Origin of the sequence: Clostridium sp. FP1 (assembly GCF_011065975.2) — a bacterium.
GTDB classification, from domain to species: domain Bacteria; phylum Bacillota; class Clostridia; order Clostridiales; family Clostridiaceae; genus Clostridium_AD; species Clostridium_AD tagluense.
This window is the reverse complement of the sequence record NZ_JAAMNJ020000001.1, coordinates 623,716-640,237: the sequence shown is the minus strand read 5'-3', so window position 1 is coordinate 640,237 and position 16,522 is coordinate 623,716. Positions and strand designations below refer to the sequence as shown.

Below are 16,522 nucleotides of genomic sequence, written 5' to 3'. Positions count from 1 at the left end.
TATGAATTACTAAAGCGAATGGAACGCATTTTACGCAATATATCCTTTTGTTAGCATAATCTAAGAAAAAATACTCATGTTACGATGTTATATAAAGATATGTATCAAAGCTTCTATCCACAGCTTCTGATACTATATCTACAAATTCGCTAATATCACTCTGTGTGCTAGCTTTTTCTAATGCTTTCATATAAATGTCTCTATTCTCTGCTTTTATAACGGTAATAGGATATCCATTACTCATTAAAATTAAATTCATAAGTAACCTAGCTGATCTTCCATTGCCATCAATAAACGGATGAATATATACAAACTTGAAATGAAATTCAGCAGCCAAATAGATTGGATGTAATTTATTTTTATTTTCACTATACCAATTGATCAATTCTTCCATTTTTTCATGAACTAAGAAATGTTCCACCGGTCTATGCTCACTACCACTAATTAAAACATTTGTTTTTCTATATTCTCCAGCATTTTTATTATCTATACTTTTTAATATTATATAGTGCAAATCTTTTATAACTCTTTCTGATATGTTTATGTTCTTACTCACTATATCATCTATATAATCTATTGCTTCTTTATGATTTATTACCTCTAGATGCTCACGTAAACTCTTACCTCTCCCTATTGTTAGTCCCTCTTCTAAAATCACTTTAGTTTCTGTAATTGTTAGCGTATTTCCTTCTATGGCATTTGAATTATATGTAAGTTCTACATCAAAATACTTTTTCAAATTGTCTATAGCATTCCCTTTTAATGGTCTTCTGTCATCTAATAGTACCTTTTTCTCATCTATTTGTTTAAACATAATTTACCCCCGGTCTATATTATAAATTGTTTCTTTTACCAGCTCATTAATGTTCACTATTTATATTATATCCTAAAATATATTTTTTACTATATCTGAAAGACTTACTTTCCTTGTAACACTAAAATTAAACTTCCATATAGCTGTATTTCCTGTATATATGCCTTTATTTTCAGCAACTGTAATATCAATTAGGTATGTATTTTTTTCAGTTAATTTTAGCTCCTTAACATTTACACTTATACTTCCAGCTCCTGTGTCTGGTACGAAGTCATGTTCTTTTGCACTTGCACTAAAACTTATTTTATCATTTGCTGTGGCTGTTATATTTATTTTTCTACCTTCTTTAACCTTTTTACCATTAATTTTTACTTCATAACTCCACTTGTTGCCTACACTATTGTTTTGTATTAAATTTGCACTACAAAATTGAACCGTAAATTTCATATTACCATCTTTAGGTATTGCACTTAATGCTTTATTTTTTCCGTAAAAATATAGAAATCTTAATAATATTATCAATATAATTAGCAAAGTGATTATTATAATTTTATTTTTTAGAATGATACCTGATGGAACAAACCTCTTACCTCTCATTATCTACTTAAATCTCCTTATACATTTGATATATATAACTTATATTCGTAGATTTAATTAATAATTCCTTATAGGATAATAAAGTAAGTATTTCTTCCCATTTTCTTAGGAATATCTATTTCAACTTAAATGTTCTTGGAGCTACTCTATAGGTTAAAATGAGTGCAACCACCATATATACAATAGTTGTTATAATAACCCCGGCTGTAAAATAATATGGTGGAGTCTTAATTCGAAGACATATATAGCTGGCCATATACACCACCATGTTTACGAACTTAAATAATGGGCTTTTTACGGTTAATTCTGCTGTATAGGGCTGCAATACATAATACATAAACAAATGATGTATTGAGAAGAAGCAAGCTAAGCAAATGACACATAAAAATAATGGCATCATGTAAAGAAGCTCAAAGCTATAACCACTAGCTAAAATAATACAAGCTATAGCAAGGCATAAAGTTAAAGCTGGTATCAGGTTAAGAAAAACTACCCTCTTAAGCCTTGAAGTGAAGTTTGCTAAAATCACATTTGCTTCTCGATAATAACCATATCTTAATAAACTTGCATCACAATTATAAAACATAGCCTTGCAAATTCTTTCCCCAGTTGACATGCTATACATTATAAATACCAACATGGGAATACTCTTTTTAATTGCGCTAACTAGCTCTCCCTTTTTGCTTGGCATAAAAAACACCAAAAACATACCAATTAAAAATACAATACCTATGAAAATAACTCTTCCCTTTATAGGTCCTACCATTATTCTTCTAAAGCGAAGAAAAAACAATGAGTTTAAATATTCATACCCCTGCTTCTTGTTATATTTCTTTGTGTTTAAGTCTTCCTTGCTCATTTTCTTTTCATCTAATTTCACAGTTCCAAAATTCATATCTGTTTTAAAAGCCTCTTTATTAAATAAATTATCCTTAGTTAATAAAGTTTTTGATATTGGTGTATATTTCCTATATCTCCATAGGTATGTAAAAGCTGCCACACCTAGTCCTAATACAGTAATCACCACAAAAATATTAAATAATATTGGATTAAAATCAATAGTAAGTCCTAATAATGGCAATGCATAGGCAAGGGCAAGTCCGCAAATAATTACTACCGACATAAATAACCATTTATGTGCTAACACCACTTCTATCTTATCATATATAAAAAGTTGCACCCACTCTCCAATCAATATAAAAGCTATTAATTCAACTACAAGCACTACAGCTTTTAATGGTGAAAATCCTATTATTAAACCTATAATTATTACTGGAATGACAAAGTATATAAAATCTGTTATATTTCTATATACTATTTCCCCAAGGTAGTATTCTCTTGCATCAGCCCTCATTAAGGTTATCATATTAAAGGCTGATTTGTTGGTTTTCTCAAAAATTATACTTTTAATAAGTGGTGCCGAAACAAAGCTTAAAAAGAAAAATATATGTAGAAAAATTGGTTGCATCTTTGCTATGTCCTTAGTCATTAAATAGGTGGGTAGAATAATCATTATTCCCAAATAAGCAACCTTGCCTAAAATTCCACCAAGCGCCCCTAAAATTTCACGTATAACTCCTATAACTATTTTAGCATGAGTTCTTTTATATATATTATCAGGAATCTTTTTTCCTAAAATGGGTATCCTTTTAAGGAAATATATAAAGGTATTAGCCCGCTCTACAAAAGACACCTTAAAACTATTTATAAATGTATTAATCATTACCTCCCTCCTTCAAAATTTCCATAATCCTCTCTTCAAATTCAGCACTCTTTAGAATCTCGCTATCCACTTCTTCTAAAATGCAATTATTTAAAACCAATATTTCATCACATAAATCTGTGGCCAGTTGAAGAATATGGGTGGAAAAAATAATAATGTGCTCACTTTTCATTTCCTTTAACAAATTCTTGATTTCTAGTGCCACCACCACATCGAAAGAAGTTAAGGGTTCATCTAGCAAAATCACAGGAGGTTTAGTAATTAAAAGGCAAACCATCTGCATTTTATTTTTCATTCCATGAGAATATCCCTTCATCAAACGATATCTGTCTTCATCTTTAATCTTTATAATATCAAAATACTCATCTATGGTAAGTAAGTTTTCAATCTTATCTTTATTAGTATCAATATAAAATTTCAAAAACTCATATCCTGTTAAAAACTCTGGTAGTACGGGTTCTGAAAAAACATATCCTACTTTTTTGTAATCTTTTCCCTGAATAGCTTGTCCCTCTTCGATAATACTCACACTACCACTTTCGTATTTAAGTTCCCCACTGATGCAGTTAAAAAGAGTGGTCTTACCTGCTCCATTTCGTCCTAGCAGTCCATATATTTTCCCTTTTTCAAAGGTATAAGATGCTTTTTTTAGCACCTGTTTCTCCCCATAATTTTTTTCTATATCTTTAAGAACTAATTTCATTTTATTATTCCTCCTCATTACTTTACCTTATTTTCTAATTTTATTTTTGTGGAATCCAGCAAGCAAAAATTGTACTATTTCCCTCTGAAAATATCATGACTTCGCCTTCATGCCTTTCTATTACCAAATTAACAATGCTAAGGCCCAGGCCCACACCAGTGCTTGCTTTTTTGCTTCTAGAGTCATCACACTGATAAAAAGGTAAAAACACTTTATCTTTATTCTCTTTTGAAATGCACACACCTTCATTTTTAATTAAAAGTATACACCCTTCATTTTTATGGAGCTTTATCTCCCCAATATCCCTCTGGCTAAGCCATTGTGTAAGATTTTTATCCTTCATTGAAAGTGCACCCATATAAATATGTCCATTTTTAGGAGTGTATCTTAGAGCATTAGACATTAAATTATCCACCACTCTTGTCATCTGGCTTACATCCACCGTACATTTACCCTGAAGACTTATTTCGGTGCTAAGCTTAATTTCATTTTTTTCACAATCCTCCGCGTAGCCTGAAAAGAGCATTTCAAAAAGTTCATGACCTTCAACCTCCACAAAATTCATTTCGTAATCTGTAGTTAGTAGGTTGTACATTAATAGATCATCTATCATTTTTTTCATGTAATCACTTTTATTTAATATAACCGAAGCTTTATTTTTAATTTTCACCATATCTGAATCCTTTTCATTAATAATGGCTTCTGAATAAGCTCTTATAGCTGTCAAAGGGGTTTTAAGATCATGGGATATTGCAGAAATCATATATTCCTTTGTTTTTTGCTGTGTTTCTATAGTTTTCCTTTTATCTTCTATATCTTTTTTCATGGTATTAAAATTGGTAATTATTTCACCTATTTCATCCTTGTTTTCATATTTAACTGTATTACCCTCTCCTGTGGCAAAATTATTCATTCCCTCTACTAACAGTTTTATAGGTTTATTAAATTTTCTATTAAGTAATAATATTACTACTACATAAATTATCATAAGTACAGCTATAAAACACATTATTGCAATTATGGTTTTATTGTTTACTTCCTTAACAAAACTATTTCTTGCAATAGTAATTTTATAAAATCCTATTAAATCACTATCCACAAACACTGGTTTTTTCAAGGTATAAGCCTTATACCCAGTAACAACCTTGTACAAATCAGAGTACAATTCTTGTTTTGAACTATAGAACATATTACTTTTATTAGAATTATATATTTCTGCTCCTGCATCATTATATAATTCTATTAGTACTGAATTTTTCTCTTTACTTGTTACAAATTCTCTATCTTTTACTAAGTTCAAATTGTATATTTCAGGGCTTTGTATTTTATCTTCATAAACTTTAAATTTACTCATAATGAGTAAATAATCTTTTAAATCATTATTTTTATTGTAATCTATGATGAATTGAAACAATAATGCAGCAGTAATTATTGGTGCTAACATTACAACTAAATGAGATAAACTAAGCCATTTTTTCAGTTTCATATGTTGCGCTCTCCTATAAATTTATACCCAGTCCCCCATATCGTCTGAATATATGTTGGATTTTTTATATTATCTTTTATTTTTTCTCTAAGAGCTTTAATGTGCACAGTAACAGTATTATTGCCCTTTACGTCAATATTTTTCCATATATGCTTATAAAGGTCTTCTTTTGAAAATACTTTATTGGGGTTTTGAGCCATTAAAAGCAAAATATCAAATTCTTTTGAAGTTAAGGATATTTCATAGCCTTCAAGCATTACTCTATTATCTTCTAGAATTATTATTAACCCTTTATTAAATTCTAATTTTCTATCTAATGGAATAGTGTTTTCTCTTTTTCTATTTCTTCTTAAATGAGCTTCGATTCTAGCAGATATCTCCATAAGGCTAAAAGGCTTTGTCATATAGTCATCCGCACCTGATTTTAGTCCCTTTACCTTATCTAAATCTGTTTGTTTTGCACTAACAATTATTATTGGTACATCTTCATTTAGCCATCGTATGTTTTTGCACAAGGTAAATCCGTCCATTTCCGGAAGCATAACATCTATCATAACCAGCTGAAACTCCTCTTTCTTAAAATCTTCTAGCCCTTCTTTACCTGTAGAGGACCATATTACTTTGTAATTTTCTTTTAGCAAATGCTCTTTAATTATGCTAGCAATGGCCTCATCGTCCTCAACTATTAATATTTTTTCTTTCATATGTTATTCCTCCATAAAATGCTTATATATACAATATTATACCATTTTATATCTATTTATAGGTTATGATTACCTTTTAAATTCATTGATAAAAAAACATTACATGTACAAGTGTTGTACATGTAATGTTTTTTATTAATTTGTAAGCACTAAACCTTCAACTAATTTTTTAGCATCTTCCATGGTAAGTTTTGGATTATCCATAAATATACTATAATTAAGATCATTTTCAATCCACCACATGCATTTAATAGACTCCATAACTGATGCTTTTTTACCTCTTATACTTATTTCCTTTTCACCTGGTACTTTTAAACTTTCTTCATTGCTATCAGTCTTTTTATTACCATCCATTACGGTAGTTAAAGTAAAGGCTACAGCTCCATCTTTTTCGTAAATTTGATTTATTTCTTTATGCTTGGTTTTTTCAATATTTAAATACTTAACCTCTTTTAACTTATAAAATGCATTTTCCTTCATGTGTAATAGGGGCTTTCCTGCTATTTTATCAGCCTGCTTTAAATCTATAGTAGTTTCATTGTTTTTTGCAATATCATCTATACTTTCAACCTTAACATCAGTTGGGAGCTTTTGTACAAATAAGCTAGCCTCCAATTTAGGTGAGAAATCCAGTTTTGTATATTCTAAAATTGATTTGTTATTTCCAATCTCTGAAGAAGCTTTCACTAAAAACCAATTTGACTTTTCTATCCAATAATCTTGATTTCCCATAATACTATTCTTTTCTTTTGGCACTGCTGAAACATGATAGGTTTTAAAACTTCCAATATTTTCTTCTCCTTTTAAAGTTAACCCGTGTGTTTTACTTATATTTCCCAGTTGACTAATTAATTGATCCTTATAATTTGCATTTGCACTTTGATCTAACTCAGCACCTATTTTCATACTAATCGCTTTTTTATCTTTTTGCGTATAGGATATAAGTTTATCTCCATCATTTGTGGTTACAACTTTTCCTGAGGTCTTATCCTCTGTTTCTATACGTGTTTTTATTTTACCGCTAGAATTATCATTCCATTGTTTAAAAAGCATGCTTTCTTTTAGCTTGTCATTTTCGTAGCTATCCATTTTAAATTCTCCATAATAAGACTTAGTTTTCTCATTTGCTTTCATTACATTTGTTATTACATCTTCTGGTATTAATACATCCCCTTTAAGACTGCACCCTGTAAATATTGATGCTACAAGTGCTGCTCCGATAAACATAGTCATAATCTTCTTCTTACTCATAATAATCTCCCCTTTTCTAATTATATAAATTAATTTTACATATCCATCAGGGGTTCGCGTATGCCCTATTAGATATTTCAATATTGTATCTCTTACAATTTATATTATATAATCATATTATAGCTTGTCATGAAACTTAATAAATTCTTTATAATTATAATACAAAAAGTGTTTATAACATTTTCTTAATTTAAGAAATATCATAAACACTTTTTTAAATTTATAAGTTAGATTAAATTACTTCCACTTAAGATTTTATCTTTCCATAAAAATTTTTGTAAGTAAATAAAACTCCTATGATTAGGATTATCATTAAAACAACTACAGCAACTATTGGATAAAGAACAGGATTATTGAAAATATTATAAGAGCTATAATCGCTAAAAAGGTCTCTGCTTGTTATGGTTATTGAAGGCCATAAGGCTATAATTTTGTTGCCACTTATAAGTAATACACCAAACGAAATCCCAAGGCCCAAGGCAAGACTTACTATGCTGTTTTTTTGCCAGGCTGATATTGCACAGAATACAGCCACTAATGCTACTGCTGATAAAAGTGTTGTTATATAGCTAAAACCTAATCCTTGTAACACTGTGAATTTAAAAGGTGTAAACCCATAGCCTCTTATACTGTTTAATGGTATATTTGTAAAACTTAAATTTTTGTATGGAATTAAGCGTACAAGGGTATTGCATGCATAATAGATTGTTGTCCATAATATAACAAACATAAAGGAAGTTGCTATCTTTGCTGATACAAATTTACCACGCCCCATTTTTGTACAAAGAATAATTCTTTCCATATTATTTTCATTTTCTTCTGAAAAAATAGGAGTAATAGCTATTATTATTGCTATTAACATTAATGAGATGCCCTTTCTAGATGTAAGAAATATATAAACTAACTGCCATCCCATATTATTATAATATCCAGGCTCTCCTATAGAACTTATCATTTCTAAATTCTTTGAGGAGTCTTTATATAAATAAGTGTCTTTTTTTTCTAACGTACTACATAAATTACTTAAATAACTTACAGTGGATTTATAATCTGGATTTTTTTCTATTTTATTATTATACAGGTCAGCTAAATATATAGACCTAGCATATTCATTTTTAAAGGTTAAACTCCTTCTTTCTTCAGGTTTTAATTTAGAATCTGCATAATAAGCAGACGTTGAATCTTCTTCTAGATTCTTATCTGTCTTGCCTTCATAGGGTTTTACCATTTCATTATATACTACTACATCTTCAACTTGCTTATGAAAGTGGTACCCATCTAGTATGCCTGAAGTAAGGCCAATTATTAAAATGGCTAAGGTTGCAATTATTGTCCGCTTGCTAAAAAATAATTTACGTACTTCCCAAATAATTAGTCTCATGCTTCTCCACCTCCTCTCTTTAACCACATTTCATAAGGAAATTATTCCATTTTTATATGTGAGTCTAAATTTCTTTCTGCAGCCGTTAATATTTAAGCACCCTAGGTTATGATTTAAACTTTAATTTTACGGCTATAAGCTTTAAACGTAAGAAGAATTACTACTAATAAAGTTATTATCAAAACTATAACCGCTACATTTGGATACATAACAGGTGTATTCATTATGTCAAATGAAATATACCCCTTAAAAGGTACTTTTCCCGACATAATTATTGAAGGAAAAAGGATTAAAGCCTTTGCTATTTCACCATCATCTGTTATATACATAGGAACAATCACAAATACTAAAGCACATATAATACTTGTGAAATTCTTTTTTGAAAGTGATGAAATTAGACAAAATATAATTGTTAGTGTACAGGCTGATAAAATCGTTGTTAAATAAATTATTCCTAAGGCTTGCATTACTGTCAAATTATAAGGCGTAAATAGGTACCCATATAGGCTGTTTAAAGGTATGTTCCCATGGGCTAAAGCTCCGTAAGGTATTAAATTCACGAGGCAAATTACCACATAAAACAAAGTAACCCAAGCCATTGTAAAGACTAAAGAAGCTATTATTTTAGCTGACACTATTTTACGCAGCCCCATTTTTGTAGAAATAATAATTTTTTCCATGTTATTTCTTTTTTCATTTGAAAAGATAGGACCTATTACCATTATAAGTACAATTGAAATAAATTTAACTGCTGATAAATTTACAAGATATCGAAAAACAGCCGCCCAACCAGTAGTATTATAATATCCAGGTTCTTTAGTAGCTTTTAACATATTTAAGTTTTTTAATGCATCCGAATATAAGTAACTATCCTTTTCGCCTCTGGATTCTAGAGCAGAACATAAATTACTTAATCCTGTTACAGTATAAGGATTATCAGGATTTTCGTATTTATTGAAATTCCATATTTCCGCTTCCTCTGATGCAGAATAATAGCTCTCTTCAAAAGATTTTTTTCTTCTTTGCTCGTAGCTTAAACTGCTGCTCGTATCATATCCCTCTGATGATCCTTCTGGGGTTTTTAATTTGCTTGCTAATTTTTTATCTAGCTTACCTTCGTAGGGTTGTACCATTCTATTATATATATCCACATCACCAATGTATTTATGCCAAGTATGGGCATCCGAAAGAGCACTACCAATATTTATAATTAAAACCAGCATAACTGTAATTATTGTTATTTTACTACAAAATAATTTTCGCATTTCGAAAGAAATTAATCTCATTTCGCAGTACCCCCTTTAGAAATGTGGTTAAAGTAGTATAGATAAACATCCTCTAAGCAAGGCTTTACATTGATAGAATTTGGTGTTGGCATTGTTTCACTAATGATTCGAGTTAAAACCACCTCATCCTTTTGCTGCATATTTGCCACTCTATACTTACTTTCTATTTCATTTAAATAAGCATTACTTACTTCGCTCTCCCAAACTTTACCCTGCATATTATTTAGAATTTTCTCAGTAGAGCAGTTTTCAATAATTCCACCCTTATCAATTAAAATCACCTTATTTGCAATTCTATCAACATCAGAGACGATATGAGTAGATAAAATTACTATTCTATCTGATGATATTTCTGATAACATATTTCTAAATCTTATACGTTCCATAGGGTCCAGCCCCGCAGTAGGCTCGTCTAAAATAAGCACCTTAGGATCATTTAATAAGGACTGAGCAACACCTAATCTACGTTTCATGCCTCCAGAATATTTTCCACATTTTTTATCTAATACATCTGACAGGTTAACAGCTACTGCTAATGCCTCTATTTTTTCTTCTGTTTCTTTTTTATCTAAGCCTTTTAAAGCAGCTATATATCTTAGGAAATTGCGCCCAGTAAAATGAGGATATAAGCCTACATCCTGTGGTAGGTACCCTAGTATTTCTCTATATTTCTCTCCATGTGTTTGTATATTTTTTCCACACCATAGGATATTTCCTTTAGTTGGCATCATTGTATTTGTCATTATATTCATAAGTGTTGTTTTACCTGCCCCATTAGGCCCTAGTAACCCATATACACCAGGAACAAATGTAGCCGAAATATCATACAGTATTTGTGTTTTACCAAAAGACTTGTAAATTTTATTTAATGTAAGTTCCAAATTTCTACCTCCCTATGTATTATGCAATTTTTAGCCGCTCTATCATAAAGCTTCTGATTTATCACAAAAATAGTAAAAGAATACATCTTCTAAATTAGGTTCCAGGACCTTCGCACATTCCAGGGGCTTTTCATCTCCAACTACCCTTACTACAATAGAGTCCTCATCTCTATAGGTATTTACAATCTTATATTTTGAATCTAATTCATATAGTCCATCTTCTGTAATAGCACGCGACCAAACTTTTCCCCTTAACTGCTTTATAAATTCAGAAGGTGTAGCTTTTCCTATTAAAGCACCATCTTTCATAATTAAAATTTCATTTGCTATAAATTCTACATCTGAAACTATATGAGTAGATAAAATAACAATTTTATCTTTTGATATATTAGCTATAAGATTCTTAAATCTTATCCTTTCATTTGGATCTAATCCTGCTGTTGGCTCATCTAATATAAGTATTTTAGGGTCATTTAATAAGGATTGAGCAATGCCCAGTCTTTGACGCATTCCTCCTGATAATCTTCCAATTTTCTTGTCTTTATCATTTTCAAGGTTTACCAATTTTAATAGCTCTACTATTTTTTCTTTAGCCACTCTTTTATCAATATCTTTTAATTCTGATACATAATATAAAAATTTTTCTGGGGTAAAGTTCTTATAAAAGCCCATATCTTGTGGCATATAACCAAGCAAATCTCTATAATCCTCTTCTAAAACTTTTTTACTCTTTCCATCTAAATATATATTTCCCTCAGTTGGATTTACAACATCTGCAATAATTCTCAGCAAGGTTGTCTTACCTGAGCCATTTGGTCCAAGAAGTCCATATATTCCATTACTTAAGGAAACTGAAAAATTATTTACTGCTAATTTATCCTTAAATTTCTTTGACACTTTATCTATTACTAGTTCCATACTGTCTCCTCTTCCAAATTTATTGTTCTTTTGTAAAATGCATGGACGCAACCTACAAATACTAAGCTAGATATTACTATAGCGGAAATTAAGGATAGATCTCCTACACTTTCTATAAATCCCAATAAAAACTTTTGAGCAAAAGCCACGATGATTATCCACCCACAAATACAAAGCATAATTGAGCTATTACTAGATAATTTTGACACTATCAAGAAAGATATAGACGCTACTATGGAAAATGGTGCAATCCAAGTAGTCATAAGTTTTAGTAAAATATTAGTTGAAACATTATTTGCGAATATTCCACATAAAGTTAAATTTATAATTATTGAAAATGAACTTATTATAATTAGCCTTGATAAAATAATTTGATTATAATTATATTTAAAACTCTTTTCTAGTTCCCACATTTTTTCTTCCTTGCTCTTTATTAATTCAAATAATCCTAGCAAAATTGATATTGGTGAGCTACAGATTAAATATTTATAATATGATAAAGCATCATTTGAAGGTAAGCATAAAGCTATTAAAATTAAACTCAGTGATGCTAAAAAATAAAATTTATTAATATATGTAACTTGATTTTTCATCATCATGATAATAGCAGGTTTCTTTTTCTCTTTAGGCATATATTGCCTTAGCTTTTCAACAGTTACTTGAATCTCTTCTTCGCTAGCTTTTGGAACTATATAGCTTTCTAAAAATTCTTCTACATCTTTATCAAATTCCTCATTATGATTTAATGGCTCATAGGTATTTACTGATTTTATGTTTTTCTTCACATTTACCACCTCCCATTATTTTTCTTAAATTTCCAATACCACTGAATAACCTTGATTTAATAGTTGACTCATTAAATCCTGTTACTTCACTTATTTCTTTGATTTTAAGGTTATTATAATATTTCAAAATAATAGCCTCTCTTTGAAGCGTAGGAAGATTATCTACAGCTTTTTTTACAGCTTTTCTACTTTCATTTTTCTCTAATATATCAACTACTGTTCCGTCTGCATAAATTTCTTCTCCATCTATATCCTTATTATTAATTCTTTGCTTATAGGCTGCACTTCTAAAGTAGTCTTTATAATGATTACTAGCAATTTTTAAAATCCAGTGAGTAAAGTTTCCATTTTTATAATCATACTTATTTATATTTTTCATCATTTTTATAAATATTTCTTGAGTTAAATCGTAGGAAATATTATAATCCCCAACACTTCTATAAACAAAACTATGTACCATATTATAGTTACTTTTAACTAAGAGCTCCATAGCCGCTTCATTTCCTTTAACTATTTCTTTAATTAATTGATTACAAGATTGTGTCAAGTCTCCTCCCCCTTTCACTTATATAACGAGGTAAAAACAAAAAAGGTTTTATATAAAGCAAAAGTCATGAATACTATTTTGCAAAGTATTCATGACATCTATTCTTTTCTCCATTTGGGACTTTAAATATCAAAAATAAATATTTAATTAATAATATCTACCACTTTTTCTTTTTTGCACCTAATATTTATAAGTATCAATCCAATAGAAACTAAGATGAAATAAGCTAAAGGTAAAAAATATTTAGGAAACCAAATATTTGTTAACCTATCCATAAGGTATTTAGAAGACATAGTTATGATAATAAAAGTTATTGGCACTTGTACTCCTATAATAGTTATGTAATTAGGCGCTATTCTTGAAATAAAAGTTACTATTAAAGTAACAGCAAAGCCTAAAACATATATTGCTATTATTGTAAGTGCTATATATTGCACAAAGTTAATATTATACCAGGATAAACTATTGTTAAAAACTGAATTTATGCTAGAATTTAAAAACATTCCTACTTTATTATGTGAATATAATATGAAAAAACAAGCAAGGTGTATGCTTATTATTATAAAGCTTGATATTAACGCCGAAACCAGCTTATTTTTAAATATTTTTCTTCCTGTCTTAGATGTATATTGGAGGTAATTTACCTTATTCATACTATCCTTTATATAAATAGGTGAAATCATAAATATTATACTTAAGACTATAAGCATTGCTACATTTTTTATTAACCTATTATAATTTTCAAAAACAAAATATGGAAGTATCGATGTTATAGAATCATTTTTAACTATTTCATTATATCTTTTTATTTGATTTTTATTTAAATTAGAGTATCTATTTTCAATTCCTTCATATTCTTCTATTAACCCCTCTCGAGTCTGTAACTCCCAGAATATATCTACCTTATCCTCATCAAAAGCTTTATCGTGTAATTTATATAACTTCTCATTATTCCTATCTATTCCTTTGAATTTTTTATAGGTATTTATTCCTGCGGATGCAAACTCTGGCCTAGCCTTAAGATACTCATCTGCTTCCTGAATCTGGTTATTGTATAGTTCCTTAAAGTTTATAAATTCCTTTTTATCCATAGAAGACCCATAATCCTTTAACATTTGAATACTTATTTTATAATTGTCCTTTTCTGGTCTTCCATTAGGAAAATATTTAAAATCAAAACTTATGAATAGATAATACATTATTAAGCTAATAAACATAATCATAATAACCATCTTAAAATTAAAAATTTTCTTTATCTCATTAAAAACTATCCTCATGATATACTTCCTTTCCCTAATACAGATTTTGTTTTTTAAATCTTCTTATGCATATGCCACATATAGTTAAGAGAATCACTAACCATACAGCTATTGTTATAACTTCATAATACTTAAAAGTAGCAAAAGGACCTTTTTCCATAAACCACAAAAACGGATTTGAGATAAGTGCAAAAGGGGTAACGTAAGCTAGGAAAACAGCATTACTGTTAACTGGCATAACACCTGGTATAACTAGGGCTATTCCAAATATTATGGCAAAGGCAAAGAAAACTATATAGCTGTTTTTTATAAAACTTGATATTATAAAAGTAATACAAGTAAAAAGTATTTCACATAAATAAACAAGCCCAATACAATAAAACAAATATTTAGCAAACGACATATTCCACCAAGATATATACGGTCCATACTCCCAATTGAATCCACTGCTTATAGGCACACCCCAAAGCCCAGAATAGCTTACTACACTAAAATATACTACAAGTGAAATAACAATAATTATTGTGGCAACCAGTATACTGGAAAATATAGATACATAAAATTTATCTATATCAAGCTTTCTTCCTCTCTTGGTTGCATATACTACAGATTGAGTCTTGTTTTCAAACTCATAGTTAGTCAGATATCCTGTAATAAGAACAACTAAAATCATTATTTCATAAATAAAAGCCCTAAACAAAGTTTTAAAGAGCAATGTATGCATTTTATAAGCTTTTCCTATGAAAAATAAATTCTCATATTCGCCATTTTCTTTTAATTTGTCAAATCTTTTAGATAGCTTTGAATACTGCGTTCTTACTGTAGCAGCAGCCTTACCACTAAGCCCGCACATAGTTATTCCAGACTCTCCAATTTGTACTATATCAATATTCTTGTAGTTTTTATCAATATCTTTTGCAGTATAATAATAGTTTTCTATAACTCTTACTTCATTAAAAAATTCTAGATCTTCTTTTTTGTAAATATCAACTTGCTTATAATCATTTAAAAGCATTGCAGCAGACTCATAGGTTTTAGAAGTCTTTCCTGAAGTAATGCTATTTAACTTCTTTAGCTGCTCATTATAATATACTCCAAAGTCATCCATCATTTTGTCACTTATTTTATAACCAAATTTGTCTACAATCTTATTCAAAATTTTTAATTCACTTATGAGATGTGTATTACTGAATATAATAAAAATATTAAAAGCAATAAATATAGCTATTAATCCAATTACAACTGGGGACTTAATCACCTTTTTAAGTTCATACAATTTTATACGCATAACTCTATGACTCCTGTACTAATGGTTCATCTTGGTAAACATAGAGAAATACATCCTCTAAGTTTGCTGAAACAGCCCTCCAATTATCACGAGTAGACTCATTACCAATGGATTCTTCACAAATAAACCTAACTACTAACTTTCCATTTTCTTGTTTCTCAGATAATGATAAATATTGTTTTCTAAAGCCCTGAGCATGGTCAAACTCGATTTCTGTTTCATAAACATACCCTTGAATTATTTTGCAAATACTTCTGATGTTATCTTTATAAAGCACTTTCTTATCTTTTATCATAATAATTTCATTTGCTATGGACTCCACGTCTGATACTATATGAGTTGAAAGAATAACTATTCTGTCTCTTGATAGTTCTGAAAGTAGATTTCTAAATCGCACTCTTTCCTTTGGGTCCAGGCCAGCAGTAGGCTCATCCAAAATAAGAATCTTAGGGTCATTTAGCATTGCTTGAGCTATGCCTACACGCTGAATCATCCCTCCAGAAAACTTTCTCATTTTTTTATTTTCTACATTTTCAAGTCCAACAAGTTTCAAAAGCTCTCCTACTTTGTCTTTAGCATTACTATGATCCATACCTTTTAGTGCTGATATATATATCAGATATTGTCTAGGACTATAGCTTTTATAATATCCAAATTCTTGGGGCAGATAACCTAATATATCACGATATTTCTCTTCTAGTTTTACTATATCAGTACCATTGTATAGTATATCCCCATTGGTAGGGAAAATGAGTGTAGTAAGCATCTTGATCAGCGTGGTTTTACCCGCACCATTAGGTCCGAGTAAACCATAAACACCATTGACAAACTCAAGATTAATATTTTTGAGCACACAAAAATCTCCGAAATTCTTACTAACATTGTTAACTACTAGCATT

Annotated in this window: 16 protein-coding genes; all 16 read right to left on the bottom strand. The window is 29.6% G+C overall.

The window, feature by feature from the left end; all coding sequences use genetic code 11:
• Positions 1-79: 79 nt before the first annotated feature.
• Complete coding sequence (locus G9F70_RS03285; protein ID WP_164945230.1) at positions 80-814, bottom strand: Fic family protein; 735 nt, start codon at positions 812-814, stop codon at positions 80-82.
• A gap of 72 nt (positions 815-886) precedes the next feature.
• Positions 887-1,411, bottom strand: coding sequence for a hypothetical protein (locus G9F70_RS03280; RefSeq protein WP_164945229.1), 525 nt, complete (start codon positions 1,409-1,411; stop codon positions 887-889).
• Positions 1,412-1,526: 115 nt separating this feature from the next.
• Positions 1,527-3,134, bottom strand: a complete 1,608-nt coding sequence (locus G9F70_RS03275) for a hypothetical protein (protein WP_164945228.1) — start codon at positions 3,132-3,134, stop codon at positions 1,527-1,529.
• Entirely contained in the window at positions 3,127-3,837 is a 711-nt protein-coding gene (locus G9F70_RS03270; protein ID WP_164945227.1) for an ATP-binding cassette domain-containing protein, read from the bottom strand. Before G9F70_RS03270 ends, G9F70_RS03275 begins: the two co-directional genes overlap by 8 nt.
• Positions 3,838-3,877: 40 nt before the next feature.
• On the bottom strand, positions 3,878-5,323 hold the full coding sequence (locus G9F70_RS03265; RefSeq protein ID WP_164945226.1) for a sensor histidine kinase: 1,446 nt from the start codon (positions 5,321-5,323) through the stop codon (positions 3,878-3,880).
• Positions 5,320-6,027: a response regulator transcription factor gene (locus G9F70_RS03260; RefSeq protein ID WP_164945225.1), complete on the bottom strand. Its 708-nt coding sequence runs from the start codon at positions 6,025-6,027 to the stop codon at positions 5,320-5,322. The genes G9F70_RS03265 and G9F70_RS03260 overlap by 4 nt, the downstream gene beginning before the upstream one ends.
• Before the next feature lie 135 nt (positions 6,028-6,162).
• Positions 6,163-7,278, bottom strand: a complete 1,116-nt coding sequence (locus tag G9F70_RS03255) for a LolA family protein (RefSeq protein ID WP_164945224.1) — start codon at positions 7,276-7,278, stop codon at positions 6,163-6,165.
• 247 nt (positions 7,279-7,525) lie between these two features.
• Complete coding sequence (locus tag G9F70_RS03250) at positions 7,526-8,659, bottom strand: hypothetical protein (protein WP_164945223.1); 1,134 nt, start codon at positions 8,657-8,659, stop codon at positions 7,526-7,528.
• A 113-nt stretch (positions 8,660-8,772) separates the two neighbouring features.
• On the bottom strand, positions 8,773-9,945 hold the full coding sequence (locus G9F70_RS03245) for an ABC transporter permease subunit (protein ID WP_164945222.1): 1,173 nt from the start codon (positions 9,943-9,945) through the stop codon (positions 8,773-8,775).
• Positions 9,942-10,826 carry an ABC transporter ATP-binding protein gene (locus tag G9F70_RS03240; protein WP_164945221.1) on the bottom strand — a complete coding sequence of 295 codons (885 nt, stop codon included), beginning with the start codon at positions 10,824-10,826 and terminating at the stop codon, positions 9,942-9,944. The genes G9F70_RS03245 and G9F70_RS03240 overlap by 4 nt, the downstream gene beginning before the upstream one ends.
• A 42-nt stretch (positions 10,827-10,868) precedes the next feature.
• Positions 10,869-11,744: an ABC transporter ATP-binding protein gene (locus tag G9F70_RS03235; RefSeq protein ID WP_164945220.1), complete on the bottom strand. Its 876-nt coding sequence runs from the start codon at positions 11,742-11,744 to the stop codon at positions 10,869-10,871.
• Positions 11,735-12,529 carry a hypothetical protein gene (locus G9F70_RS03230; RefSeq protein ID WP_164945219.1) on the bottom strand — a complete coding sequence of 265 codons (795 nt, stop codon included), beginning with the start codon at positions 12,527-12,529 and terminating at the stop codon, positions 11,735-11,737. Before G9F70_RS03230 ends, G9F70_RS03235 begins: the two co-directional genes overlap by 10 nt.
• Positions 12,495-13,076, bottom strand: a complete 582-nt coding sequence (locus G9F70_RS03225) for an RNA polymerase sigma factor (RefSeq protein ID WP_224617391.1) — start codon at positions 13,074-13,076, stop codon at positions 12,495-12,497. Before G9F70_RS03225 ends, G9F70_RS03230 begins: the two co-directional genes overlap by 35 nt.
• A gap of 143 nt (positions 13,077-13,219) precedes the next feature.
• Positions 13,220-14,353 (bottom strand): hypothetical protein, encoded by a 1,134-nt coding sequence (locus G9F70_RS03220; protein ID WP_164945218.1) that lies wholly within the window; start codon positions 14,351-14,353, stop codon positions 13,220-13,222.
• A gap of 16 nt (positions 14,354-14,369) precedes the next feature.
• The gene (locus tag G9F70_RS03215; RefSeq protein ID WP_164945217.1) at positions 14,370-15,623 is read right to left on the bottom strand and encodes a hypothetical protein; all 1,254 of its coding nucleotides are present in this window, start codon (positions 15,621-15,623) and stop codon (positions 14,370-14,372) included.
• 4 nt (positions 15,624-15,627) lie between these two features.
• Complete coding sequence (locus G9F70_RS03210) at positions 15,628-16,521, bottom strand: ABC transporter ATP-binding protein (RefSeq protein WP_164945216.1); 894 nt, start codon at positions 16,519-16,521, stop codon at positions 15,628-15,630.
• Between the last annotated feature and the right edge of the window lies 1 nt (position 16,522).

Bases quoted from the DNA above. Each gene is read 5' to 3' on its own strand.
- G9F70_RS03285 (WP_164945230.1), bottom strand. From the start codon at position 814: ATGTTTAAACAAATAGATGAGAAAAAGGTACTATTAGATGACAGAAGA.
- G9F70_RS03280 (WP_164945229.1), bottom strand. From the start codon at position 1,411: ATGAGAGGTAAGAGGTTTGTTCCATCAGGTATCATTCTAAAAAATAAA.
- G9F70_RS03275 (WP_164945228.1), bottom strand. From the start codon at position 3,134: ATGATTAATACATTTATAAATAGTTTTAAGGTGTCTTTTGTAGAGCGG.
- G9F70_RS03270 (WP_164945227.1), bottom strand. From the start codon at position 3,837: ATGAAATTAGTTCTTAAAGATATAGAAAAAAATTATGGGGAGAAACAG.
- G9F70_RS03265 (WP_164945226.1), bottom strand. From the start codon at position 5,323: ATGAAACTGAAAAAATGGCTTAGTTTATCTCATTTAGTTGTAATGTTA.
- G9F70_RS03260 (WP_164945225.1), bottom strand. From the start codon at position 6,027: ATGAAAGAAAAAATATTAATAGTTGAGGACGATGAGGCCATTGCTAGC.
- G9F70_RS03255 (WP_164945224.1), bottom strand. From the start codon at position 7,278: ATGAGTAAGAAGAAGATTATGACTATGTTTATCGGAGCAGCACTTGTA.
- G9F70_RS03250 (WP_164945223.1), bottom strand. From the start codon at position 8,659: ATGAGACTAATTATTTGGGAAGTACGTAAATTATTTTTTAGCAAGCGG.
- G9F70_RS03245 (WP_164945222.1), bottom strand. From the start codon at position 9,945: ATGAGATTAATTTCTTTCGAAATGCGAAAATTATTTTGTAGTAAAATA.
- G9F70_RS03235 (WP_164945220.1), bottom strand. From the start codon at position 11,744: ATGGAACTAGTAATAGATAAAGTGTCAAAGAAATTTAAGGATAAATTA.
- G9F70_RS03220 (WP_164945218.1), bottom strand. From the start codon at position 14,353: ATGAGGATAGTTTTTAATGAGATAAAGAAAATTTTTAATTTTAAGATG.
- G9F70_RS03215 (WP_164945217.1), bottom strand. From the start codon at position 15,623: ATGCGTATAAAATTGTATGAACTTAAAAAGGTGATTAAGTCCCCAGTT.
- G9F70_RS03210 (WP_164945216.1), bottom strand. From the start codon at position 16,521: ATGCTAGTAGTTAACAATGTTAGTAAGAATTTCGGAGATTTTTGTGTG.